Annotated in this window: 20 protein-coding genes; 7 read left to right on the forward strand and 13 right to left on the reverse strand. The window is 59.6% G+C overall.

Going from position 1 to position 25,835, the window contains the following annotated elements; all coding sequences use genetic code 11:
* Positions 1-206: 206 nt before the first annotated feature.
* A complete protein-coding gene (locus J1G33_RS10655; protein WP_103734050.1) occupies positions 207-467 on the reverse strand; it encodes a short-chain dehydrogenase in 261 nt (86 codons plus the stop codon).
* A gap of 380 nt (positions 468-847) precedes the next feature.
* Here J1G33_RS10655 and J1G33_RS10660 point away from each other — a divergent pair, with 380 nt between their 5' ends.
* Together J1G33_RS10660 and J1G33_RS10665 are read left to right on the forward strand one after the other, a co-directional pair.
* The gene (locus J1G33_RS10660) at positions 848-1,126 is read left to right on the forward strand and encodes an antitoxin (protein ID WP_032878500.1); all 279 of its coding nucleotides are present in this window, start codon (positions 848-850) and stop codon (positions 1,124-1,126) included.
* Positions 1,123-1,416: a type II toxin-antitoxin system RelE/ParE family toxin gene (locus tag J1G33_RS10665; RefSeq protein ID WP_148854216.1), complete on the forward strand. Its 294-nt coding sequence runs from the start codon at positions 1,123-1,125 to the stop codon at positions 1,414-1,416. Before J1G33_RS10660 ends, J1G33_RS10665 begins: the two co-directional genes overlap by 4 nt.
* A 4-nt stretch (positions 1,417-1,420) precedes the next feature.
* Here the strand turns inward: J1G33_RS10665 and J1G33_RS10670 are convergent, their stop codons facing one another.
* From J1G33_RS10670 to J1G33_RS10680, 3 genes are all read right to left on the reverse strand, one after another.
* Positions 1,421-2,917, reverse strand: coding sequence for a Fic family protein (locus tag J1G33_RS10670; protein WP_223018061.1), 1,497 nt, complete (start codon positions 2,915-2,917; stop codon positions 1,421-1,423).
* A 97-nt stretch (positions 2,918-3,014) separates the two neighbouring features.
* Positions 3,015-3,260 (reverse strand): DUF2789 domain-containing protein, encoded by a 246-nt coding sequence (locus tag J1G33_RS10675; RefSeq protein ID WP_103734053.1) that lies wholly within the window; start codon positions 3,258-3,260, stop codon positions 3,015-3,017.
* A gap of 33 nt (positions 3,261-3,293) precedes the next feature.
* The gene (locus J1G33_RS10680; RefSeq protein ID WP_148854213.1) at positions 3,294-4,874 is read right to left on the reverse strand and encodes a glycosyltransferase family 39 protein; all 1,581 of its coding nucleotides are present in this window, start codon (positions 4,872-4,874) and stop codon (positions 3,294-3,296) included.
* Between the two features lie 179 nt (positions 4,875-5,053).
* Here J1G33_RS10680 and J1G33_RS10685 point away from each other — a divergent pair, with 179 nt between their 5' ends.
* The 4 genes from J1G33_RS10685 (at position 5,054) to J1G33_RS10700 (ending at position 9,583) form a co-directional block, all read left to right on the forward strand.
* On the forward strand, positions 5,054-7,216 hold the full coding sequence (locus tag J1G33_RS10685) for an outer membrane assembly lipoprotein YfiO (RefSeq protein WP_223018062.1): 2,163 nt from the start codon (positions 5,054-5,056) through the stop codon (positions 7,214-7,216).
* Positions 7,213-7,917, forward strand: a complete 705-nt coding sequence (locus J1G33_RS10690) for a DUF3142 domain-containing protein (protein WP_223018063.1) — start codon at positions 7,213-7,215, stop codon at positions 7,915-7,917. The genes J1G33_RS10685 and J1G33_RS10690 overlap by 4 nt, the downstream gene beginning before the upstream one ends.
* Positions 7,918-8,025: 108 nt before the next feature.
* Complete coding sequence (locus J1G33_RS10695) at positions 8,026-8,385, forward strand: helix-turn-helix transcriptional regulator (protein WP_032878508.1); 360 nt, start codon at positions 8,026-8,028, stop codon at positions 8,383-8,385.
* The gene (locus J1G33_RS10700; protein WP_256584570.1) at positions 8,327-9,583 is read left to right on the forward strand and encodes a type II toxin-antitoxin system HipA family toxin; all 1,257 of its coding nucleotides are present in this window, start codon (positions 8,327-8,329) and stop codon (positions 9,581-9,583) included. Before J1G33_RS10695 ends, J1G33_RS10700 begins: the two co-directional genes overlap by 59 nt.
* A gap of 37 nt (positions 9,584-9,620) precedes the next feature.
* On the opposite strand, the gene J1G33_RS10705 is transcribed toward J1G33_RS10700, so the two are convergent.
* The 9 genes from J1G33_RS10705 to J1G33_RS10745 form a co-directional block, all read right to left on the reverse strand.
* Entirely contained in the window at positions 9,621-11,063 is a 1,443-nt protein-coding gene (locus J1G33_RS10705) for an efflux transporter outer membrane subunit (RefSeq protein ID WP_032878510.1), read from the reverse strand.
* On the reverse strand, positions 11,060-12,118 hold the full coding sequence (locus J1G33_RS10710; protein WP_032878511.1) for an HlyD family secretion protein: 1,059 nt from the start codon (positions 12,116-12,118) through the stop codon (positions 11,060-11,062). Before J1G33_RS10710 ends, J1G33_RS10705 begins: the two co-directional genes overlap by 4 nt.
* Positions 12,119-12,133: 15 nt before the next feature.
* Positions 12,134-13,669, reverse strand: coding sequence for an MFS transporter (locus J1G33_RS10715; RefSeq protein ID WP_223018064.1), 1,536 nt, complete (start codon positions 13,667-13,669; stop codon positions 12,134-12,136).
* A 219-nt stretch (positions 13,670-13,888) separates the two neighbouring features.
* A complete protein-coding gene (locus tag J1G33_RS10720; protein ID WP_078819966.1) occupies positions 13,889-14,809 on the reverse strand; it encodes a LysR family transcriptional regulator in 921 nt (306 codons plus the stop codon).
* 79 nt (positions 14,810-14,888) lie between these two features.
* Complete coding sequence (locus J1G33_RS10725; protein ID WP_032878514.1) at positions 14,889-15,713, reverse strand: hypothetical protein; 825 nt, start codon at positions 15,711-15,713, stop codon at positions 14,889-14,891.
* 77 nt (positions 15,714-15,790) lie between these two features.
* Complete coding sequence (locus J1G33_RS10730; RefSeq protein ID WP_223018065.1) at positions 15,791-16,675, reverse strand: TauD/TfdA family dioxygenase; 885 nt, start codon at positions 16,673-16,675, stop codon at positions 15,791-15,793.
* A gap of 215 nt (positions 16,676-16,890) precedes the next feature.
* Positions 16,891-18,255 carry an HlyD family type I secretion periplasmic adaptor subunit gene (locus J1G33_RS10735; RefSeq protein WP_223018066.1) on the reverse strand — a complete coding sequence of 455 codons (1,365 nt, stop codon included), beginning with the start codon at positions 18,253-18,255 and terminating at the stop codon, positions 16,891-16,893.
* Entirely contained in the window at positions 18,245-20,401 is a 2,157-nt protein-coding gene (locus tag J1G33_RS10740; protein WP_005783538.1) for a type I secretion system permease/ATPase, read from the reverse strand. The genes J1G33_RS10735 and J1G33_RS10740 overlap by 11 nt, the downstream gene beginning before the upstream one ends.
* Before the next feature lie 41 nt (positions 20,402-20,442).
* On the reverse strand, positions 20,443-21,798 hold the full coding sequence (locus tag J1G33_RS10745) for a TolC family outer membrane protein (protein ID WP_223018067.1): 1,356 nt from the start codon (positions 21,796-21,798) through the stop codon (positions 20,443-20,445).
* Between the two features lie 338 nt (positions 21,799-22,136).
* Here J1G33_RS10745 and J1G33_RS10750 point away from each other — a divergent pair.
* The coding region (locus J1G33_RS10750) for a retention module-containing protein (protein WP_223018068.1) at positions 22,137-25,835 on the forward strand (3,699 nt) is incomplete at its 3' end.

Consider the following 25,835-nt stretch of genomic DNA (forward strand, 5'->3'; position numbering starts at 1 on the left):
ACTATTAATATGGTGGAGGGAGGAAGAGCCGTCAAGTTTTGAAACAATTTCTCGATGGATGGAGCGATTCAGCGGCCACACCGCCGGGCGAATGTGGGAGGGGGCTTGCTCCCGATGGCGAGGGGTCAGCCACTGATGCATTTACTGACACGCCCTCATCGGGAGCAAGCCCCCTCCCACATTTGGATCAGCGTCGGATGCCCGGGCTATTTTTCAGCCTGACCATCGAGGCGACGCTGGATCTCGCCCAGCATGTCCAGGCCATCGCGCAGTGAAACCAATGCGGCAGTGACCAAGTGATGGAGGTTTGGGTTGTCGCTTGTTGAGACGAGGGTCTCCAAAAGCTCAGTGCCGATACGTATGCGGCTTCGCGCCGTTTCGTGGAGCAGGTGCGATGGGGCAAAGGTGTTGAAAGCCAGGACGGGAACGCCGGTGGGGTTGGTTTGAAGCGGCTTGTATTGGTCCATCGATAAACCTCACAGATAAGGATTTGAACCACCTTCTCCCGTCGCCAAACGAATAAGGGTGGCAGCTGTACGCAGGTTGGCGAACCGGTTATCTGTGAAACCCGGCAGATCCGAAGATCTCCCGCGCACAGCCGCCATAGAACCCAATGCCTTCATCCAAGGAAAAACGCACGGGGTAGGAACGCTGTAACGCGTCACAGAATTTCGGATCGCCAAATCCGATCGCCGATGTGCGGCGACGGGGCGAACTATAGGGGGGATGGTTGAGGCTGTGCAACCAACATATTGATCTCTACCGTCAGTCGTCTCAGCTTTTTCCAAACGCCATTCGGTAATGACGATGTATATACTTTGTGCATACCATTGCGGAGGAATCGCTGATGTCCAAATTAGCCGTTTTTACAATGAAGCTTGAACCAGAGCTTCGCGACCAGTTCATGGCTGAATGCGAAGCCTCCCATCGTCCTGCATCGCAAATCGTACGCGAAATGATGCGTGAATTCGTTCAGGCCCAGCAGCACTCGCGAGAGTACGATGAGTTTTTGCAACGCAAAGTTGATGCTTCTCGTGCATCCATTCGCGCAGGCCGAGAGGTTTCCAATGAAGATTTGGAAGCTGAATTCGCAGCCAGGCGCGCTCAAGTAGATAGTCAGGGATGAGGGTCGCGTGGACGCCCGAGGCAGGGCAGGATCGTAGAGATATCTGGGATTTTCTGTTTGAGAAAAATCCACAAGCCGCAGCCGACATGGACCGGCGCTTCAGCATGGCAGCACTTGGATTAGCACATAACCCCGAAATTGGCCCAATAGGCCGGATTGCGGGAACACGCGAAATCATTCCGCACCCGAGCTACCGCCTTGTTTATCAAGTTGAGCCCGAAGTAGTGAGGATTGTGGCTCTGGTGCATACAGCTCGCCACTGGCCACCAGAAAGTTACATCCCACATTGATGCCTCAGATCGGCGAGGGCTGATTGCCACATTCCTCAATCACCCGCCCCACCTCCTCCTCAATAAACCCAAACACCTCCTCCGCCACGCTGTACTGAAACTGTTTGCGCCGATGCTTGGAAAGCTTGCCCTCGTTATCCAGGCACATCATCACCAGCTTCGACAAATCACTGCCACGCACGTCGTAGCGTTGATTCACGGCCTTGATCACGCGGTCGTAGCGGTCGAGGAATTCGGTTTCTTCGCGCAGTTCGACTTCCAGTGCGCGGCGGGCCATTTGCAGGGTGAATTCGACGCAGCAGGTGGCGTCCCAGTAGCGGTAGATCGAGGGGTGGCCGATGAAGTCGAACGCCATGTGGTCGCCGTCCAGCCAAGTAACGTTCCAGAATTCCCGCGTCGGCTGCGAGAAGGTCTTGAGCGCCTCCAGATAGGCTTGTTCCTCGTGCTTCATGGCGACGGAGACTGGTAGCAACAAGCCATTTCCCAGTGCGCCGTAATGACAAAGCGTCTGGTGGATCAGGAAGCGAGACAGGCGGCCATTACCGTCCATGAACGGGTGCAGGAACACGAAGCCGAAGGCGGTGACGGCCGCCGCGACCAAGGGATCGACGTCGCGCACGGGCTGGTTGGCGAAGGCCATCAGCTCTTCCATCAGTTCCTGGCAAAGCTCTGGTGCTGGCGGCACGTAGCTCACACCGGCGCCGCCGCGCAGGCCGTTGTGCAGATGATTTTGTTCGTGGCGAAACGCAACGGCTTTGTCGAAGGGATTGGAGACGGTGCTGTTTTGCAGTTCGACCAAGTAGTCTTCGGTGAGCAAACGGCCTTCATGGGACTGGCGCAGTAGTTGGACGAAACGGCGGGATTTTTCTTCGCTGGGTTGTTCTTTTTCGATGGCAAATGAATCGCGGGTTTCGTGCAGGTACGCCCACTGGATGGCGCGGTCCATCATTTCGGGTGGGAGGCTGGCCATGAAGGATTTGGCACGGCCCAGGACATCGAGGCTCATCAAGGCATCAATTTCCTGCGTACGCTCAACAGTCGCACAGTAGGCCAAAGAACCCAAACCGTTGAAGTCGATCCGCCAGCGGGAATTACGCGTAGAAGGCCCGGTTACGTAGCGTTGCGGATCAAACAGAGGGGAAACGCGGCTGTTGATTGGCTTGCTGTAGTCCAACCGTTGGAGGGTCAGGCCCTCCCATAAATAACAGGCTTTGCGGATGAATACGCCGTTGGGTGCTTTATCCAGCTCTTGCAGCAGTTGGTCCGCGCTGACCGCTTCAAGTGCCTGGGCAAGGATGCCGAGGTTGATGCCTTCGTGTTTGAGGGCAAAGAGAATATGGTCGAGCACTGAATCGGCAGCAGGCGCCACTCCATGGGGAACGGCCAGGCAATCGCCAATCATCGAAATCCGCGTGACAGGCTTGATCATTGCGGTACGGGCAGGCGCAATGGCTTTCAGCCCGAGGGTCTGATGGAGATGGGCATAACCGACCAAAGACATCGCGTAACCTCAGAAAAAGTTCACTGACGCGATTAAAGCCCAGATTTTTTCAACCATCACCAGATTTTTTCAAGTTTTAGCGTAACGGCTAAGTTTTTTACACCCCTCGCCCACCGCGCAACATCAAGTTCAGTTCATCCACCACCTCCGCCCAATCCGCATCTTCGAGAATCTCCTCACGCAAAAACGCTTTTTGGCTGGCCGTCCAGAAAAACGCATCCGCCAGTTTCAATTCGGGCTTGAGCGGCGAATGAGCGGCCACAAACTGATCGATGCTGACCGGGTCATCTTCCAACCCAAGCTGTTTGAACAACGACGGCAAGCTATGCACTGGCGATTCCATGATGAGCTCCTGATAGAGAAGGGTTAATCGAGTCTAGCGGCAACCCTCAGGTTGCGGCGCCGGCACCTTGCACAGCACGAACAGACGCGCCCGTGCGCCACCGCCGTCCTGGCGACTGAGCTCGCGCCAACCTTCGGGGAGCGGGGCGAAGTCGTCCGGTGCTTCATTGCTGCTGATCAGCCAGACGCGCCGGGTATTGGCCGGTAATGCCGATAAAGAATCCAGATAGATTCGCCCGCCATCCTGATCTACCAGGGTGCCGAAGCCGTAGGCATTTGGCCGGGTCGACGTGCCGTCGGGTTTGGGCGGGGTGTAGAGCTGCAACTGGGCGTCAGTTTCGTCGTAGTACCCGTAGCTCAGATACCACAGCATGTCGCTGAGGACGATGCGGTCGTCTTCCTGGTAATTGCGATTGACGAACTCCACCGGCACGTTGAATTGGTCGTGCTCATCCACCTCGAAGTTGTTCTTCAGGCCCAGCAGTTCCATGCCCACAAACAGCACCCACAGCGCTGCGCCCAGCCATGACAAGCGTGACGGCAAGCGGTCGATGGCAAGCGCCAGGACGATCGGCAAACCCAGGGCATACACCGTAAGGTAGCGCTCGATAAAGACCGGCGAGATAAACGACACGCCATACACCAACAGCAACGGCAACAAGAAAAACAACGCCGGCAAACGAGCTCCCGGGTGGCGCCAGGCCGTCATCCACACCACCGCAATCAGCAGCAGCGGAAATATCCAGAACAGCGGCGTCCACAAATCATCGCCGGCATCCTGCAACACGAACTGCCAGATCATCGAGGGCACAGACAGCAGGTTGACCGGCTCTTCCCAGCCGATGTCGCCGCCCACCTTGAGCTGGTCGACATGCTGCACCAGGTCCAACAGGTTCGGCAGCCAAGGCAGGTACAACAACACGATCACCACGTTGGCCGCCCACCATGCAGGCCGCGTTATCAAACGTTGGCCTGGCGCCTGCATCCCCAGATAAGCCCAATGCACCAGCACGCACAGCGCGGTGAAGTAATGCGTGTAGAAACCGGCACTCATCAACAGCACATACGCGGCCAAATAGCGCGTGCGTTCGGGCTGACGCATCCAGTACACCAGCGCCAGCGTGGCGCCCAGCAGCCACACGCCCAGCAGCGAATACATGCGCACTTCCTGGCTGTAGCGCACCGCCGTCGGCAACAGCGCCAGCAGGATGCCCGCCAGCACCGCCGCGCGCCGAGTAGACAGTTGCCGCGTCAGCCAGATGCCCAAGCCAACCACGGCTACGCCCGGCAGCGCGCTCATGCTGCGAATGGACCCGATGCTGTCACCGAACACTTCGATCCAGCCGCGCAGCAGGAAGAAATACAGCGGCGGATGCACATCATGGGCCGCGTGAAACCACAGGTCGGCCACGGCGTATTCACTGAGCAACAGGCTCGACCCTTCATCGCCCCAGATCGCCGCCGAGGTGAGGTGGTAAAACCGCAGGGCCATGGCCAGCGCCAGGATCGGTACCCACCAGAGACGGCTGAGTCGACCAGCACCTTGCCAGGTCAGGCGCTGCAAGGCTGGCAGCGCTCCGGCTTTTTCGTTTTGCTCAACCACAGACCGACGCACTTCAATACCCCTGGCATTAGCTCGCTTGCCTGAGCGCAAACACCGCCACTCTAGGACAAAAGCCCAGGCTTCGCCGCTGGAATCGGACAAATCGGTATTTTGCGTAGGACCTCACCGAAGCACAGCTCAGAACAGGCTATTATTGGGGCCCTCCAAGGACTCAGGATCAAGGACACGTCATGCGCATCGGTTTTTTGTCACCTCTGGCACTGGCTCTCCTGGCCAGTATTTCCCTACAGGCTCAGGCCAGCTCCGACGATTCATGCTACCCCGACTGGCGTGTCTCGCGTGACAGCCTCGAACCGTGCAGCAACCAGCCCTTTCTCAGCCCGGGCAACGACAGCCGGGTCAACCTGCGCCTATTGCTGGCCGACAAAAAAGCCGCGCCGCTGACGCCCAATGCCTTGGGCGAAGACGATTTGGCCCAGGGTTTCGGACCGGTGCCGTTTCCGGTGTATCGCCTGGTGCCAGTGCCGGCCGCGAATGATGAGCCCGATAACAAAGCGGACGATTCACGCACGGCCGAACTCGACACCCTGCTCCAACCGCTGGGCATCAAGCGCGAGGAATACAAGACTGCCGGTGAAGCGTTCCTGAATGGCGAAGGCAGCCGCTGCCGCAGCAACAGCGATGACAGCGCCACGGCGTTTATCAGTCAGGTGATCAAAGCCGATATGCCGCCAGCCGAGCGCGACGTGCTGGTGAAAGCGCGGTTGCAGTTGCTGACCACCTGTGACTTCACAGGCCAGGTGGTGGACGCGCAGTTGACGCCCTCGGCCAATGCCCAGCTGTTTCGCACTTACCTGCAGGCCGCCGCCGATTTCTACGGCGGTCGCTTCGTTTACGCTGAGCGCGGTTTCGCCGCCGCCTCGACCAGCGAGGTGCCCTGGCTGAAAGAAACCGCACTGTACATGACCGCACGCACCTCGTTGAACCGGGCCCAGGCCGAAGCCTTCGATGAGTACGGGATGCCGCAACGCGAGCATGTGGATAAGTCTGCCTTGAGCGACGCTGAAGAAGGCTTTCTCGGTTACCTGAAACATTATCCACAAGGCGATTACGTTGCATCCGCCCGTGGCCTGTTGCGCCGCGTGCACTGGCTGGCGAACGACGACGCCAAGCTCGCCGAAGACTTCACCTGGCAATTCACCGAGGCCACTGACGGCCAGCGTAACGTGAGCGTCGACGAGTTGGTTGAAGAAGCCGACCTCAAGTTGCTCATGGTCGGCAACAACTCGGCGAACAGCCCGATGCTGCAAGTGGTCAGCGACCTGATGGCGATGCGCGCCCATACGCCGCCGCTGTTGAGCCGCGAAGACCTCGACAAGCAAAAGAGCACATTCGCCAACGAACCGGCATTGTTCGACTACCTGCAAGCGGCGTATGCCCTGTACGTCGAGCATCAACCTGATGCTGCCCTCAAGCATCTGCCTGCGGATATGCCGTCGAACCTCGACTACTTTGCCTTCAGCCAGCAGACCTTGCGCGCCTTGGCACTGGAGGCCAAGCAAGATTGGAAGGGCGCCGAGAGCCTGTGGCTGCAAATGCTACCGCTGGCCAAGCAACCGCTGCAACGCGACCAACTGGAGTTAGCCTTGGCGATGAACTATGAGCGCAGCGGCCAACTGGCCAAGGTGTTCGCAACCGATTCGCCGATCAGCGCCAAGCAAGTGCGCTACATCCTGCTGCGCAACGTCGCCGGGCCCGACCTGCTGCGCCAGCAGATCGCCAACGCCAGCGACCCGACCGAACGCCAGAGCGCGCAATTCGTGCTGCTCTACAAAGACCTGCTGCACCGCCAGTTCGCGACCTTTGCCGATGACCTCAAGCAGGCCTCGCTCTCTGATGACAAGCTCGGCACCAGCCTGGGCTACACCTACACCAGCGGCCAGACCTTGAAGCTGTTCCAGTGGAACGGTGACAAAGCCGAATCGGGCTACGCTTGCCCAAGCATCGCGCAAACCGCCGCGACCTTGCAGGATGAGGCCAAAAACCCCCACGCCTTGAACTGCTTCGGTGAGTTCATCCTGCGCAACGGCCTGGACGGCATGCCACTGGAACAACCCCGCGCCGCCGGCAGCCTGGGCAGCACCGCCTCGCAGTTCAAAGGTGAAACCTTCTCGCGGCTGGACGGCTACAAACAGGTGATCGCCAACGCCAAAGCACCGAAAACCGACAAGGCGTACGCGTTGTTCCGCGCCATCAACTGCTACGCGCCGGCCGGTTACAACAGCTGCGGGGGTGAAGACGTTGCGCCAGCGGTGCGCAAAGCCTGGTTCCGCCAACTCAAGACCGGTTTTGCCGATACCCAGTGGGGCAAGTCGCTGCAGTACTACTGGTGAAGTCGCTGTGGCTGGGCTTGTTGTTGCTGGCAAGCCCGGCTTTTGGCGCCGTCGAAGCCCGCGACTATGACGCTTTCTGGCTGTGGAGTGGTGTCACGCCGCAGCCGGTGATCAAGCAGGCAAAAACCCTGTACATCCTACAAGGCCAGATCAACTCCACCCGCCGCGCCCCCCAGCGCGGCGTGCAATTGATCGCCCAAGGCATCAGCGTGCCACGCATTAGCCAAGGCGAAATCTGGGTGGTCTATCGCGCCCACACCTTGCACTGGCCGGAACAGGTCTACACCCAACTGCTCGGCCAGGTGCAACGCTGGCGCGACGCGGGTAACCCTGTGATCGGCATCCAGATCGACTTCGACGCCCGCACCCAGTACCTGCACGAATACGCTGATTTTCTGCGCGACCTGCGCCGGCGTCTGCCTGCCGACCTGCGGTTAAGCATCACCGGCCTGATGGACTGGAGCAGCAACGCCGACCCGGCCGCCATCGCCCAGCTCAAAGGCGTGGTGGATGAAGTGGTGGTGCAGACGTATCAAGGGCGGCACAGCATCCCGGATTACGCGGCGTACCTGCCACGGATGAACCGAATGGGAGTTCCGTTCAAGATCGGTTTGATTCAAGGCGGCGAGTGGGAGGCGCCAGGGTATTTGCAAGGGAATGAGTGGTTTCGGGGGTATGTGGTGTTTTTGCAGAACCCTTGAATCTTCCAAACATGGAAAAAAACCGTCTATCAAACCGGTTTTTTTGCGTGTGGCCTTAGCAACTTGAATGATATAAGTTGCCCTTACTGCCTTAAGGGGTGATATATCATGCATGAAACAGGCAAGCCATACCCCCACAAAGGGTATATCTCAGAGAGAAGCGCTGAACTGATGAGAGGTATCGGGAACGGTATCGAAATAGCCCGTATTCGTCGCCGTTTGAAAATCTCGACCATATGCAGCCGGGCGGGCATTACACGACAGACGTATCAGCGGCTGAGACAGGGAGAAGCAGGCGTATCCCTCGGCGTGCTGATGAATGTGCTTAGCGCGATGGACCTGGAAGAAGGTATGGCGAGCATTGCGTCACCAGAACTTGACCAGGTTGGGATTACCATGAGCCTCGCCCGTGAGCCCGACCGAATTCGCACAGAAGGGGAACCTGATGTCTTGGAAGCCGATTGGTAACGCATTCGTTTTTTCAGCTCACTCAGTCGGTGATCCGGTCCCTGTTGGTGAGGTGGCCATGCACGCAAGCGGATTCGTTTTTCGCTACGCCAACAGCTGGCTTGCGCGCCCCAACGCATTTGCGATTGACCCGCTTAGCCTGCCACTGACCCCTAACCAGTATTCCTCGACACGCATGTTTGGTGTGCTCGACGACGCAACGCCCGACAATTGGGGTCGGCGTGTTCTACTGGCGACCCACAAACAGCATCCACAAAACGAAGTTGAATGGCTCCTTGCTTCGCGGGGTGCGGGAGTGGGCTGCCTGCTGTTCAGTGCGTCAAGAAATCTGCTGCCGACTCTGCACCAACCTCCGCGATTTGAAGACCTTGAGAAAATCATGGTGGGCCTTGATCAGGTCGAAAAAGGTAATGTCGACCTGCCTGCGGAAATCGCACGACTATTCGAATTCGGCAGTTCCATGGGCGGCGCCAGGCCGAAGGTCACCGTGACTCACGAAGGTAAGGAATGGATTGCTAAATTCGGCCGTAGCGACGATGTTTTCGATCAACCACGTGCTGAATTCGCCAGCCTTCAAATGGCGGATGCGGCAGGTCTACCCGCAGCCGGGCACAAGTTGGTAGAGGTCGCCGGCAAACCGGTTTTGATGGTCGAACGTTTTGACCGGCATGAGGGGGCTGGACGCGAGCACTATGTCAGCTGCAATTCGTTGGTCAGCACTGAGAAGCCGCGAATGCGAGTTGACGCGGTTGAGAGTGCCGTTTCCTATTCCAGAATCGCAGATGTTTTGAAGAAGATCAGCGACGATGCCACGTTTGATATGCGTGAGCTTTACAAGCGTATGGCCTTCAATGTGCTGATCGGCAATAGCGACGACCACCTGAAACAAACCGGGCTTCTGCTGACCAGCGCCTCGGGCTATTCCCTTGCGCCAGTATTTGACGTGTTGCCCCACCCCACGCAACTAGGCTTGCAGGCGTTGATCATCGGGAATGAGGGCAGGGTATCGTCTGTCAGCAATTTGCTGAGTACGCCTGAACGCTTTGGGTTGGGGGCGGATGAAGCAAGGTCCATCGTCACGGATATGTATGCCGTCGTGCGAGAAGCCTCCGGCTTTTTCGAAGCGGCAGGCTGTAGCGGTGCCGATGTGCGCATGCTTTCCAATGTGTGTACACGATTTGCAGCGGACCTCGCTTAGGATCAAGGATCTCGGGCTGCAACAAAGCGCACCCTCATTACTGAGCGACTGGCAACGGATACACCGACTCCCACCCTCCTCCCAGCGCCTTGTACAACCCGACCATGGCCAATGACACGCCGGTGGAGCTTTCCACCCACTGCTCTTGAGTTGCCAGCAATGCGCTTTGCACGGTGAGTACATTGACGAAATCCGCCACACCTTCGACGTACTGGTGTTGCGCGGTGGTCAGCGCGATCTGGTTCTGGCGCACCGCTTCGGCCAGGCTGTCGCGACGCAATTGGCTGGCGTTGTAGCGGGTCAGTTGGTCGTCGATTTCATGCCAGGCGCGCAGCACGGTTTGCTGGTAGGCAAGGGCCGCTTCCTGTTGCTGGGCTTCGCGCAAATCCACCATGCCTTGCAGGCGCCCACCGTTGAACAGTGGCAGGCTTAATTGCGGGCCGAGGGCAAATGCGCGGGAGCCCCAGGAGCCGAAGTCCGACAGTTGCATGGCTTGAGAGCCGAGGCTGCCGGACAGGGTGATGCGCGGGTAAAAGTCGCCCTTGGCCACGCCGATGCTGGCAGTGGCGGCGTGCAAGCGCGCTTCTGCCTGGCGGATGTCGGGACGGCGTTCGGCCAGCTCCGAGGGCAGGCCAATGGCGACCTGACGCTGGGTTTGCGGCACGGCGGCGTCCTTGGACAGCTGCGCGTGCAAGGCCTGGGGCGGTTCGCCCATCAGCAGGCTCAGGGCGTTGATCAGTTGGTCCTGGCGTTGCTGCAAATCCGGCAGACGCGCTTCGATGGCCGCGACCTGGGCGGCGGCTTCGGCCACGTCGAGGTCGGTCGCTACGCCATCAGCCAGACGCAGTTGCGAGAGCTTGAGGCTGTGGCGGGCGACGTCGAGGTTTTGCTCGGTGACGGCGCGGGTATTTTGTACGCCGCGCAGTTGAATATAGTCCTGGGCGGTCTCGGCCAACACCGACAACAGCACGGCACGACGGTCGTTTTCGGCGACTTCCAGCGTGGCGTCGGCTGCTTCGGTTTCACGCTTGACCCGGCCCCAGAAATCCAGCTCCCAAGAGGCCGAGAAGCCCATGTCCCATTGGTTGAAGGCCGAACGGCCGTTCTCGCCGGAAGGGTCGTTCAAGCCTTTGCCACTGTTACGTTTGCGCTGGTAGCCGCCACCCGCATCGACATTGGGGTAACGCTCGGCGGTGGTCACCTGGCGTACGGCGCGGCTCTGTTGCAGGCGGCTGCTGGCCAGTTTCAAGTCGAGGTTATCGCTGAGGGCCCGGCGTGTCAGGGCGGAAAGCTGCGCGTCGTGGAACACGTCCCACCAGCGCTCCTGCAAGGGATCGCTAACGGCACGGCTGGCAGCTTGTCGGCCCTGGGGTTCGCTCCACTGATTGATCTGCGGGCTCTCGGGCCGCTGGAAGTCGGGACCGACCGTGCAGGCACTCAGGCTGATCAGGCTTAAGGTGAGCCAGGCGACGTGTTTCATTGCTGGGCCACCTCACGCTGTTGCGCGACCGGCCGCGTATCGACGCTGGCTTCCACCGACATGCCGACGCGCAGGCGCTCGGTCAATGGCTGGTTCGGCTCAAGCACGATCTTCACCGGAATACGCTGCACCACCTTGGTGAAGTTGCCGGTGGCGTTGTCCGGTTTGACCGAGGCAAAGGTCACCCCCGTGGCCGGCGCCAGGCTTTCCAGATGGCCTTTGAGCAGTTCGCCGTCAAGGCTGTCGACGCTGACCTGCACCGCTTGCCCCGCGTGCATATGCGACAGTTGCGTCTCCTGGAAGTTGGCTACCACATAGGCCTCGGCCAGCGGCACGACCGCGAGGATCTTGCTGCCCGGGGTCACATAGGCGCCGACCCGCACCGCTCGCTCGCCGACCATGCCATCGACCGGCGCGACAATGCGCGTGTAGGACAACTGATAACTGGCCATTTCCAACGCCGCCTGGGCGCGCTTGAGCCCACCTTCGGCGGCGTCACGCTGGGCGGTGAGGATTTCCACCTGCTTGCGTTCGGCGGCCAGCACTGCGGTGGATTTGGCCAGGCGTGCGGTGGCCTGGTCGATACGGGTCTTGGCTTGTTGGGCGTTCTGCACGGTACCTGCGCCGACGCCAGCGAGGTGGTTGTAGCGGTTCAGTTCGTGTTCGGCGAAGGCGACTTCGGCGCGATCCGCCGCGACAGTGGCCTGGGCCTGGGCGATCACCGAGCTCTGGCGCTCCAGGGTCGCGCTGGCGTTTTTCAACTGGGCCTGGGCGACCAAGGTGTCGGCATCGGCGGCCTGGGCGGCGGCGCGAAAGTCGCGGTCGTCGATCAACGCCAACAGTTGGCCGGCCTTGACGCGCTGGTTGTCTTCTACCAGCACTTCCTTGATGAAGCCCGCCACCCGCGGCGCCACCAGGGTGAAGTCGGCGGCGACGAAGGCGTCGTTGGTGGTCTGGTGCTTGCTGCCCAGTACGCCCGGCGCAACCAGATAAACCAGTACGCCAACGGCAAATACAGCAATAACGGAGACGGCAATTTTGTCTTTGCGTTTCATGGAAAGTCCTTGTGGTCAGGCCGGAGCGCGAGGCGGATAGATCCGCGTGGGCATCCAGAAAATCAGCAGGATCAACGCCACCGCGACACCGGCCATGACGACGTAAAGATCCGAAGAGGTCAGCACCACGGTCTGCTCGTGCAAGCGGTGGGCGAGGCCCGGAGCCTCAGTGTCGGCCAGGGGCGAATTGCCCAGGCGGTCCACCAACATGGTTGAATGGAAATGCCCGCGCTGGGTGGTCAATGTATCCAGCACCGCAGTGGCGATCACAGCGGCCAGGCCCTTGACGGTATTGAACCAGGCCGAAGCGAACGGCCCTTCGATGGGTTGAATACTGCCGGTGGACAACATCAGCAGTGGCAACACGGCCATCGGCTGGCCGAAAATCTGCAACAGGTACCAGCCATAAAAATCGTCGCGGATCCACGCCGAAGTCAGGTGCGAACTGCCGATGCAGCACAGCACCAACATGCCAAGGCCAATCCCCAGCACCCAGCGGCAATCGACCCAGCGCAGGTTGCACAGCGCCGCCACCAACGGCAACGCGATCAATTGCGGCAACGCCATCAGCAGCATCACCGGCGCAGTTTGCAACGGCCGGTACCCCTGGACCTGGGCAAGGAAACTGGAGGGGATGATGATCACCGAGGTCAGCACCATCAGCACGCCTGCCAGCACGATCAGGGCGAAGGCCAGGTTGCGCAGGCCGAGCATCTGCAATTTGAAGAAGGGTATTGGCTGCGACCATTCGTTGAGCATGAACAACACCAGCAAGAGCGTGCCACCACACAACAGGAAGGTGATCAGGCCCGACTCGAACCAATCCAGGCGATTGCCCTGCAACAGCCCGATCACCAACATGCAGATCGCCGGAAAGCCCAGCAGCAGGCCGCGCCAGTTGAACTGTTTGAAACGCTCCAGGCGCAGCGGGTCCTGCGGTATGCCATAGGCCACGGCGACCATCGCCAGCAGGCACGGCGCGACGATTTGCCAGAACGCCCACTGCCAGCCGACGTATTCGGTCCACAACGCCGCCAGCGGAGTACCCAGGCTCGGGCCGAAGGTGGCGGTCAGGGCGTAGCCGGCCAGGCCATACAGCTTGACGTTGGCGGGCAGGAAACGCAGTGCCACGGTCATCAGCATCGGCGGCAGCGCGCCACCGGCCAGGCCTTGCACGGTACGCAGCAGCAGCAGGCTTTCGTAGTTGGGTGCGAACGGGCAGAGAATGCCCAACACGGTGAACAAGCCGATGGCGCACAGCGTGAAACGGCGCAGGGAAAACGTCACCGAACACCACGGCGCAAAGGCCATGGCCGCCACGGAAGTGGCCGTGTAGGCGGCGACCAGCCAGGTGCCTTCATCAAAGCCGATGTACATCGCACCGCGGATATCGGCAAGCGCCACCTTGGTGACCATCTCGTTGAGACCGGACACCAGCACCGCCAACAACACGCCGACCAGGCCGATGATGATGCGCGGGCCGAACACGGGCGGGGCCGGGGCAACAGGTTTGGCTGCGGCCTGAAAAGCGGGGGCAGCGAGGGATGTCATGAACAGGTAACTCGGAATGAGAAATACCTGAGCAGTTTAATCAGGCTATAGCATGACAAAAAGTTACTTATCGGAAGTTTATAAGTGCGCCAGGCGCAATCCATAGGTGGGAGGGGGCTTGCTCCCGATGGCGGTATGACAGCCACCTGATGTGAAGCTGATACACCTCTATCGGGAGCAAGCCCCCTCCCACATTTGATTGTGCATGGCTGGAGGTTTTTAGTTGGGTTGGGCTTCCAGCCAGGTGGCGTGGCAACTCTCGCGCATGGTTTCACGCAGCCATTTGTGCGCGGGGTCTTTGTCGAAGCGCGGGTGCCAGGATTGGGCCAATACCAGGGTCGGCAAGGAGATCGGCAGCGGGAATGCACGCAATGGCAAGTTCAGGCGTTTGGCGCTCAGGAGCGCTTCCTTGGGCACCGGCATGATCAGGTCGGATTCCGGCAACATGAACATGGCACCGTGGAAGCCCGGCGCGATCATCGCCACGCGGCGCTCCAGACCCTGCTCGTTCAGCGCGGTGTCGATCGGCCCGCGGGCGATGCCGCGGCGCGAGATGCTGATATGGGAATAGCTGGCAAAGCGTGCGGCGGTGATCTCTTCGTCGAACAGTGGGTGATCTTGTCGCGCCAGGCCGACGAAGGTGGTGGAGAACAGGTTCTGCACCTTCACTTCGGGGCTGACCGGCATGGTGTTGCTCACACGCAGATCCAGGCGCCCTTCGCGCAGAGCTTCGTCGTCGGTGTCGCCTTCAGGCACAAAGCGCAGCTCGCACAGCGGGGCCACACGCTCCATGGTGTCGAACAAGCGACCGCCATATACGCCAATAAAAAAGTCATTGGCGCGTACGCTGAAACGGCGGCGCAAGGTACTCAAATCGACTTGATCCGCCGAGCGAAACAGCAACGCCGCCTGCTCCACCACGTTGCGTACCTGGCCTTGCAGCTCAAGCGCCTTGGGCGTCGGCACCAGGCCGCGACCGGCACGTACCAGGATCGGGTCACCGACAGCTTCACGGATACGCGTGAGGGTACGGCTCATGGCCGCCGGGCTGAGGTTCATCCGCCGTGCGGCGCCGACCACACTGCCCTCATCGAGCAACGCGTCGAGGGCGACCAGCAGGTTCATGTCTGGTAATTGCATGCCAAGCACTCGTGATCTGTGGGGAGTGAGCTGGGCGCAATTCTAGCAGCAATCAGATCCAATACTGCTGGGCCAATGATTACTGGCCCGAATCGAAAGAGTAAGGGGACGGCCAAGTGGTGGGCTTCGGGTTGTTGGGAACACACTCTAAAATCGGAAAGTGCTCCGGCACCTCAACGCGTTTTAACACATACGCTTTCTTCTCCAAGGAGAACTCCTGAAGCTTGGGAGCCAGCAGCACGCGTCGCTGTTCAGGCCCCAGGAAAATTGCGCTGTACTGCCGGTCGTCAACACCTGCACAACGAAACGTATCATTGAAGTCTGTCGTGTGAGCCGTACGGTACAAAATCTCGGCACGGCGCTCCGGCGACAAGTTGCTACTGATAAACAGCGCACCAATACCGCAGGTAATCAGTGCCGTTATTGCTGGAACCACCACACCCCATTTTTCCTCGGCAGAGCTGGCACTTTCGAAATAACTTCCCATACAGATCAACACTACAATAAATGCGGTGATCAGCACGACGGCGATGCAAGGCCAAAACATCAGCTTGGCCATGTGAAGGGTTGTGCCAGCGATCATTGTCAAAGGAAAAGCAGATGCATCGACATGGAAAATTGCATTAACGTCGGCCACCGCCCGCAGTCGTCCTACGTAACCTAAGGTCGCGAGCAAAAAGCCCCAGAAGATCACAGTGACCTTGAAGTCCTTGAAAAGCCGTTCGAGGATTTTTTCAATAAACGCCAGGACCACATAAAAACCAGTTGCGACCGAACAAGCCAATAGTAAAAACGCCGTATCGGCTGACACGTAGTTTTCCTTGATCAAGCCGGAAAAACCCAAAAGCATAAGTAGCGAAACGACGGAGATAATCGTCAATGTATTCTTGTTTGAAGTGTGCATAGCGTTGTTCCAACCAGAAAGTCTTCTGGTTATCCCCATCGGCCAGAGTATTGGAAGCTTTAGAGGCCGATGGCTAATCAGAAAGGCGCATCGCCCTGGATGGTGGTGCGATACAACTTGCGGCGCAGGTGGCTTGGGCAACCGGCGGCCAAGTGGATCAGCGAGCGGTTGTCCCAGAACACCAGGTCGTGGGGCTGCCACTGGTGGCGGTAGATGTTTTCCGGCAGCACGCTGTGGGCATAGAGCTGGGCCAGCAAGTCACGGCTTTCGTCATCGGGCAGGCCGACGATACGGGTGGTGAAGCCTTCGCTGACGAACAACGCCTGGCGGCCGTTTTCAGGGTGGGTGCGCACGACGGGGTGCACCACTTCGGCGACCTGGGCGAGTTGTTCAGGGGTGAGGGTCGGGCGCCAGTTGCCTTCGAATTTGGTTTCGCTGTAGCGCGCCGTGTAGGAGTGCGCAGCACTGCGGCCTGCAACGGCTTTGCGCAGGTGCTCGGGCAGTTGCTCCCAGGCTTTGTGCATATCGGCGAACAGGGTGTCACCGCCTTCGGCAGGCAGTTCCTGAGCGTGCAGCATCGAGCCGAGGCTGGGCAGTTCCTTGTACGACAGGTCCGAGTGCCAGAACTTGCCCGCGTCCCCCAGGCCGATGGATTGGCCGTTCTCGATGATGTTGGAGACGATCAGGATTTCCGGGTGATTGGCCAGCAGGAATTGTTTGAGCACGTGGATCTGCAGCACACCGAAACGACGGCTGAAAGCGATCTGTTGTTCGGGGGTGATGCGTTGGTCGCGGAACACCACGACGTGGTGGTCCAGATGTGCGCGGTGGATACGGGCAAAGTCCTGGTCATTGACCGGGCGGGATAAGTCCAGGCCGATGATCTCGGCGCCTACACTGCCGGGGAAGGGCCGGACATCGAAGGTTTGGGCAGTGGTGGGGGCAGCAGCGGTGGCGGACATTGGTTTCACTCCCGGCGGACAGGGGAGTGAATTTATAGGTATAAGAATGGAAGTTTAAATACTGTTAGGGCATATCGATATGGCGTTTGGTTTGAGGTGCTGGGGGATGCTGAGGGCCTCATCGGGGGCAAGCCCCCTCCCACATTTTGATTTGTGAACACATTCAAATGTGGGAGCTGGCTTGCCTGCGATGAGGTCGGTACAGGCGCTGAAGATCAACGCTCGTGCAACGCCTCGGCCCGCGCCTTGATGATCGGTTTGAGCAGGTAGCTGAGGATGCTTTTCTTGCCGGTGATGATGTCCACCGAGGCAACCATGCCCGGGATGATCAGCAACGGCTTCTCATCGGTGCCCAAGTGGCTGCGGTCGGTACGCAGGGTGATCATGTAGTAAGTGGTTTTCTTGTCTTCATCGGTGATGGTGTCGGCACCGATGCGTTCGAGCTTGGCCTTCAGCCCACCGTAGACGGTGTAGTCGTAGGCGGTGAATTTGACCACGGCTTCTTGCCCTGGGTGCAGGAAAGCGATGTCTTGCGGGCGGATCTTGGCTTCCACCAGCAGGGTGTCGTTCAGCGGTACGATTTCGACCATGTCGCTGCCCGGCTGGATCACGCCGCCGACCGTGTTGACCAATAGTTGCTTGACGATCCCGCGCACCGGCGAGGTGACCAGGGTACGGCTGACCCGGTCGTCCAACGCGCGGCCCGTGGACTCGGCCTTGTTCAGTTCAGTGCGAGCCTCGTTGAGCTGGGTCAGGGCTTCACTGCGGAACTTGCCACGGGTTTCGTCGATCTTGCGCTGCACTTCCTTGATCGCCGATTCGGCGCGGGGGATTGCCAGGGTGGTGGCATCCAGTTGGCCGCGGGTTTCCATTTCGGCGCGCTTGAGGCGCAGCACTTCCACCGGCGATACCGCGCCTTGCGCCACCAGTGGCTCGGACATGTTGATTTCCTGGCGCTGCAGGGACAACTGGCTGCGGTACTGGCCCTGTTTGGAGGTGAACTCGCGCAGTTCCTGCTGGCGCTGTACCAGTTGCTCTTGCAGGCCGCCGACTTCGTCTTTCAGTTGCTGGCGTCGGCTCTCATACAAGGAGCGCTCGTTGGCAGCCTGGCTCGGCGCGGCCTTGAGTACGTCGTCGGGGATGTTCAGTGGGCGATCATCCACCTGCGCACTCAGGCGCTCGACGCGCAGTTGCATGGCCAGGCGCAAGGCTTCGGTTTCTCCGGCGTTGGAAACGAACCGGGTGTCGTCGAGGCGAATCAACGGGGCACCGGCCTCTACGATCTGGCCTTCCTTGACGTACAGCTCGGCAACGATACCGCCTTCCAAGTTCTGGATTTTCTGCAATTTGGACGACGGAATCGCCTTGCCGTCGCCACGGGTCACTTCGTCGATCTGGGAGAAACCCGCCCAAACCACCAGGAACACGAAAAAACCGATGATCGCCCAGATGGTCAGGCGAATAACGCGCGGGGCATCTTCGATCAGCGCTTTGTTGACCTCGGGCAGGGGCTGGCCCTGCAGCGAGTCGGCGCCTTTGAAATAGCGGCCGACCGCACTCTTGATGGACTTAAGCAACACTGATCTGCCCCTTCTTCAACGCTTCCATGACCACGGCTTTCGGGCCGTCCGCGAGAATCTGCCCACGGTCGACCACCAGCAGGCGGTCCACCAGCGAGAGCAGTGAGGCTCGGTGCGTGACCAGCACCACGGTCTTGTTTTGCACCACGGCTTGCAGGCGTTGTTTCAAGCGTTCTTCACCGGTGTTGTCCATGGCGCTGGTGGGTTCGTCCAGCAGCAGGATGGGCGGGTTGAGCAACAGCGCGCGGGCCAGGGCGACGTTCTGACGCTGGCCGCCGGAGAGGTTCTGACCACGCTCGCCCACTTGCAGCTCGTAGCCCTGAGGGTGCAGACGGGCGAATTCGTGTACACCGGCCAGCTCGGCGGCTTGCAGCACCATTTCGTCTTCGACGTAGCGCGCACCGCTGACCAGGTTGTCGCGCAGGGTGCCAGCAAGCAACTGAATGTCCTGGGCGACGTAGCCGATGTTATGGCGCAACTCGCTGACGTCGATCTGGCGCACGTCCACGCCGTCCACCAGCAGGGCGCCGGAGTCAGGCTGATACAGGCCGACAATCAGTTTGGCCAGGGAGCTTTTGCCCGAGCCGCTACGACCGATGATGCCGATTTTTTCCCCTGGCTTGATCACCAGGTTGATGTTCTTCAGCGCCAGGTTCTGCTGGTTGGGGTAGGTGAAGTTCAGGCCCCGGCATTCGATGGCGCCTTGCAGGGTGCGGCGGCTCATGGGGCGCTCTTCGAAATTGCGCTCTTGAGGCAGCTCCATCATCTGGTCCACCGAGGTCATGGTGACCTTGGCCTGCTGATAGCGCGTGAGCAGGCCCGACAGCGAAGCCAGCGGGCTCAAGGCGCGGCCACTGAGCATGTAGCAGGCAATCAGGCCGCCCATACTCAGGTTGCCGTCGATGATCTGGTACACGCCGAATACGATCATGATCACGCCGGCCAATTGCTGGATCAGCAGGGTCATGTTCATCGACAGGCCCGACAGCAACTTCACCCGCAGTTCAAGCCGGCTCAGGGTGCCGATGGTCTGCTCCCAGCCATACTGGCGCTCGCTCTCGGCATTGTTGACCTTGACCGCATCGAGCCCGGCGAGGGTTTCGATCAGGCTCGACTGGCGTTCAGCGGCCAGGGCCATGGTGCGTTCCATGGTGGCTACCAAGGGCTTTTGCAGGGCATAGCCGATGCCCAGGGCAAGCGGAAACGCCAGCACCGGGATCCACACCAGGTGCCCGCCGAGGATGGCGATCACCATAAAGATCAGCAGCGTGAACGGCAGGTCGATCAGGCTGGTGAGGGTCAGCGACGCGAGAAAATCGCGCAGGCTTTGAAACTCATGGATGTTCTGGGCGAAGCTGCCGACCCGCGCCGGACGGTACTTCATGGACATGCCGACGATGCGTTCGAACAGCGTGGCCGAGATGATCAGGTCGGTTTTTTTACCGGCCAGGTCCAGGCACAGGCTGCGCAGGCTTTTGAGGATCAGGTCGAACAGGTATGCACCACAGATGCCCACGGCCAACACCCACAGGGTGGCGGTGGCCTGGTTCGGTACGACGCGGTCGTACACGTTCATCACGAACAGCGGCGCGGCCATGGCGATGATGTTGATCAGGAAGCTGGCGGCGATGGCGTCGGTGTAGAGCCAGCGCGAACGCATGAGGGTGTCACGGAACCACGAACGCGCCCGTGGAATCAGGCTGCCGTGGTTGACGTCGAATTTGTGTTGCGGCTGGGCGAAGAAGACCTTGCCGATGTAGTCGTCGGCCAATGCTTCGCGCTTGATCAGCACTTCGCCGCCGTCACTTTCGCTGAGCAGCACCCGCGCCTCATCATCGCCCTGCCAACCCACCAGCACGGTGCTGCGACCGTCCTTGAGCAACAGCAGGGCCGGCAATGCAATCGTCGGGATCTGCTCCAGCTTGCGTTGCAGCAGCCGGCCTTGCAGCCCGGCCCGCGCAGCAGCACGCGGCAGCAGTTCGGCACTCAAGCGTTGCGAGGGCAGCGGCAGGCCGGTGGTGAGCATGGCCGCGCTGGCAGGCTTCTGGTGCAGTGCGCAGAGTGCCAGCAACCCGTCGAGCAAAGGGTCGTCGTGCAAAGCGCGTGGATCATGACTGAGATGAACTCGACCGATTTCAGATTCCACGCGGTGCACTCTCGACTAACAGATGGGGCTATTGGGGTGGCTCAATTCATCCCAGGCAGTTGGACTTTAGGTTTCACGTCGTTCTGCACGACGGAGGCCATCGGTGCGACCACTCCCTGGCTCTTGAGCAATTCGCCCATGGTCGCCTTGATTCGGTACTGAGTAAATAACTGAATGTTCTTGATTTCTTCCAGGCGGCGGGAAGCGGTGAACAATTCATTCTCGCTGTCGAGCAAATCCAACAGGGTACGTTGGCCAAGGCTGAACTGCTGCTGGTAAGACGTGCGTACGCGGGTGCTGTGATCCACATACTGCTGGGCGACCGGCAATTGCGCGTTGGCGTTACTCAAGGCGTTCCAAGCCAAGCCTAGCTCTTCGTTGAGTTGGCGCAAGGCGTTGTTGCGAATATCCAAGGCCTGGTTGGCCTGGTAGGACTTCGATTGCAGGTCAGCCTTGTTGCTGCCACCGGCAAACAGGTTGAAGCGCATGCGCACCATGGCTTCCCAGCCGTTGCTGTGGTTGGGATCACCGGAGACGTTGTTGTCGGCGTTGGTGCCAAGCTCGGCGTCAAAGCGCGGGTAGAAGGTGGACTTGGCGGCTTCGTACTGCTTCTCGGCGGCGGAGATATCCGACTCGGCCGAGCGCAGGATCGGGCTGTTATCGAGCATCTGGCGACGGGCTTCATTCAGGTCGGCCGGCAGCATGGCCATGAACGGGGCCGGGCGCTCGAGTTGGTCTGGCATCTGGCCTACGGCGCTGAGGTAGTTGACCTGCGCGTCGGCCAGGTTGGTTTGCTCGGTGATCAAGTTGTTGCGGGCCTGGGCCAGACGCGCTTCGGCCTGGTCCTGGTCGGCACCGTTGCCGACGCCACGCTGGGTGCGCAACTTGATCTGATCGTAGATGCGCTCGTGGTTGCGCAGGTTGTCTTCGGCCAGGCGCACAAACTCACGACGGGTCAGCACTTCCAGGTAAACCTGGGCAACGGTCAGCGCTGTGCGTTCGGACGTACCGAGCAAGGAATAGGCACGGGAATTAACGTTGGCTTGTTGACGCCCGACTTCGCTGGAGGTAGCGAAACCGTCAAAAATCATTTGCTGCAGACGCAGGCTGGATTCACCGCGGTTGAGCGTGTCCCAGTGGTTGCCGCTGGGGTTGTTGGCGCGGGTGGTGGCGTTGTCAGTCCCTTGACGACCGTAACCGGCGTTCAGGTCGACACGCGGCAGGTAACCACCTTGGGCGGCGCGCAATTGGTAATCGGCGGCGATACGGCTGTTTACACCCGCCTGGATTTCCGGGTGTACATCCAATGCCTGCTGCATGGCTTGGGGCAGTGTCTGGGCTTGTACGAAACTGGCGGCGAGAACGAACGGTATTGCCTTGAACAGGTGCAGACGCATTAAAAAATTCCCCAGGACTTCTTGTCTCAAATCACAGCGATGAGTACCGCTGCGTCGGATAATGGCTACCGTAATGACCGTACGTCGGAAAGTTCAAAAAGCGGAACTGCTTCACACATGTAGGACGGTTCGCCGCATAAATATCAATGTGACATTACAGAGGCGATTGTTTAGGATGGCGACCATAAGGTCAATACTTTGGCACAAACTAGATCGCTAAAAAATCTAGCCAAATATTTGACGTCAATACATATATAGACTACGCCCTCCCAATTGGCAGCGCTAATAGCGCGCTGCGAAATGGAATTTGTCGAAACGGATCGCCGGAGAAAATTTTAATGAGCAGTGTTGTTGCCATCGTCAAAAGCATTGTTGGTCAAGTTTTCGTTATTTCTCCGGAAGGAACACGTCGCGTCCTTGTAGAAGGTGACCGCCTGTTTGCAGGCGACCAGATCGACACAGGCATGTCGGGCGCAGTCAGCCTGGAACTGGCCGACGGCCGCATCCTGGACCTGGGCCGGGACACCCAGTGGAGCGCCGATATGCCGGACTCCACTGCCGATCTGGCCGCGGCCAGCGAACAAGCCGCGCCATCGGTTGCCGAGCTGCAACAAGCCATCGCCGCCGGCGCCGACCCGACCACCGAACTGGAAGCCACCGCCGCAGGCGCAAACGCTACCGGTAATGGTGCCGCCGGGGGTGGCCACAGCTTTGTGGTGCTGGACGCGACCGCCGGCCGTGTCGACCCGACCATCGGCTTCCCCACCGCGCCTATCGGCCAAGGCACTTCGGCACTCAACGCCCTGAGCGGAGCGCCAGGCTCGGCGGACTCGGGCAACCAGGTGCTGCAGCCTTCGACCCTGACCCTGAGCGCGACGCCGACCATCACCGAAGCGGGCGGCGTGCTGACCTACACCGCCACCGTGACGCGGCCCTCCACCAGCGACCTGACCGTCACTTTGACCAATGGCGCGGTGATTACCATCCCGTCGGGCCAGTTGACCGGCACCGTCAATGTGCCTCTGGCCCCTAACGACAGCCCGTACATCGACCCGAGCCAGATCAGCGTCGGCGTTACCGGTACCACCGGCGGCGGCAACCTGGTATTGACCATCGACCCTAACCCGGCCGTAACGCAGATCACCGACACCATCGACACCACCACCGTCACGCTGACGGCGGGCAATACCGTGACGGAAGGCGGCCAGATCACCTACACCGCCACCCTGACCAACCCGGCGCAAACCCCGGTGAATGTCACCTTGAGCAATGGCTCGGTGATCACCATCAAGGCCGGCGAGTCGACAGGTACCGTTGTGGTCGATACCCCGGCTAACGACGTCTATAACAATGGCTCGACCGTCAGCACCACCATTACCGGTGCAACCGGCGGCAACTTCGAAAACCTGGTACCGAGCACTACGCCTGCGGTCACCACCATTACCGATTCGGTCGACACCACCACCGTTACCCTCACAGCCAACAGCAACGTGACCGAAGGCGGCCAGATCACCTACACCGCCACCCTGACCAACCCGGCACAGACCCCGGTGAATGTCACCTTGAGCAATGGCTCGGTGATCACCATCAAGGCTGGCGAGTCGACCGGCACTGTCGTGGTCGATACTGCGGCCAACGACGTCTACAACAATGGCTCCACCGTCAGCACCACCATTACCGGCGCGACTGGCGGCAACTTTGAAAGCCTGGTACCGAGCACCACGCCTGCGGTCACCACCATTACTGATTCGATCGATGCCACCACCGTCACCCTGACCGCAAGCTCGACCGTGACCGAAGGTGGCCAGATCACCTACACCGCCACCTTGACCAACCCGGCGCAAACCCCGGTAAACGTTACCTTGAGCAATGGCTCGGTAATCACCATCAAGGCTGGCGAGTCTGTCGGCAGCGTGGTCGTGGACACCGCGCCCAATGATGTCTACGTCAACGGCAGCACGGTCAGCACCACCATTACCAGCGCGACTGGCGGCAACTTTGAAAGCCTGGTGCCGAGCACAACTGCGGCAGTCACCACGATCACCGATTCGATCGACACAACTACCGTTACGCTGACTGCGCCGACCGAGGCGAATGAGGGCGGGCAGATTACGTACACCGCTACGCTTTCCAACAAGGCGGGCACTGACGTTACGTTGAAGTTGGATAACGGCTCGTCTATCACCATCAAGGCTGGGGACACTGTCGGCACTGTGACCGTCCCGGCGCCGACTGATGACGTGTTCATCGACAAGAGCACGCAGACCGTTCAAATCACCGAGACCACGGGTGGCAACTTCGAGAAATTGGAAGTTGCGGGTAACGGCGCCACTACCACAATCAACGACACCATCGACAAGGTGGACGTAGTTCTGACCGCCACCACCACCGTCGGCGAAGGCGGCAACATCGTCTACACCGCCAGCCTTGTGGATAAAAACGGCGCGCCGGTGACTAACATCACTAATCCGTTGACTGTCACTCTGGATAACGGTCAGACCATCACCATTGGTGTGAATCAATCCAGCGGTACTGTTACTACCGTAGCGCCGGATGATGTCTACAAAGGCGATCAGACCGTTACCACCGCCATCAGCGGCGTTACGGGCGGCGAGCACTTTGAAAACCTGGTGCCGGGCACTACGGCGGTGAACACCACCGTTACCGATACCCCAGGTACCGATAACCCCACGACTGTTACATTGACTGCGCCGAGTGCCGTTAACGAAGGTGGCCAGATCACCTACACCGCTACCTTGAGCAACAAGGCCGGTACTGACGTCACGTTGAAGCTGGATAACGGTTCGTCGATCACCATCAAGGCTGGGGACACTGTCGGCACTGTGACTGTGCCGGCGCCTACCGATGACGTGTTCATCGATAAGAGTACCCAGACGGTCCAGATCACCGAAACCACGGGCGGCAACTTCGAGAAGTTGGAAGTTGCAGGCAATGGTGCGACCACCACGATCAACGACACCATCGACAAAGTTGATGTGGTCCTGACCGCTACCACCACCGTCGGTGAAGGCGGCAATATCGTTTACACCGCCAGCCTTGTGGATAAAAACGGCGCGCCGGTGACTAACATCACCAATCCGTTGACTGTCACCCTGGATAACGGTCAGACCATCACCATTGGTGTGAATCAGTCGAGCGGCACCGTTACCACCGTAGCGCCGGATGATGTGTACAAAGGCGATCAAACCGTCACTACTGCTATCAGCGGCGTGACCGGCGGCGAGCACTTTGAAAATCTGATTCCAGGTACCGATAAAGTCACCACGACTGTCACTGACACTCCGGGCACCGATAACACCACCACTGTGACGCTGACTGCACCGTCTGAAGCGAATGAAGGTGGTCAAATTACGTACACCGCTACGCTTTCGAATAAAGCGGGCACTGACGTCACCTTGAAGTTGGATAACGGCTCGTCGATCACTATCAAGGCCGGCGATACCGTCGGCACCGTGACCGTGCCTGCGCCGACCGATGATGTGTTTATCGATAAGAGCACCCAGACGGTCCAGATCACTGACGCTTCTGGCGGCAACTTCGAGAAGTTGGAAGTCGCGGGCAACGGCGCCACCACCACGATCAACGACACCATCGATAAAGTCGATGTAGTACTGACCGCCACTACCACCGTCGGCGAAGGCGGCAATATCGTCTACACCGCCAGCCTTGTGGATAAAAACGGCGCACCGGTGACTAACATCACCAATCCGTTGACCGTCACGCTGGATAACGGCGAGACCATCACCATCGGAGTGAATCAGTCCAGCGGCACTGTTTCGATCTTGGCACCGGATGATGTCTACAAAGGCGATCAAACCGTCACCACCGCTATCAAGGGTGTGACCGGTGGCGAGCACTTCGAGAACCTGGTTCCAGGCACTACGGCGGTGAACACTACCGTTACGGATACACCGGGTACCGACAACACCACGACTGTTACGCTGACCGCGCCTAGCGCCGTTAACGAAGGCGGCCAGATCACGTACACCGCTACGCTTTCCAATAAAGCGGGTACT

The sequence above is a fragment of the Pseudomonas sp. P867 genome (assembly GCF_019891455.1).
In the GTDB taxonomy this organism is placed as follows: domain Bacteria; phylum Pseudomonadota; class Gammaproteobacteria; order Pseudomonadales; family Pseudomonadaceae; genus Aquipseudomonas; species Aquipseudomonas synxantha_A.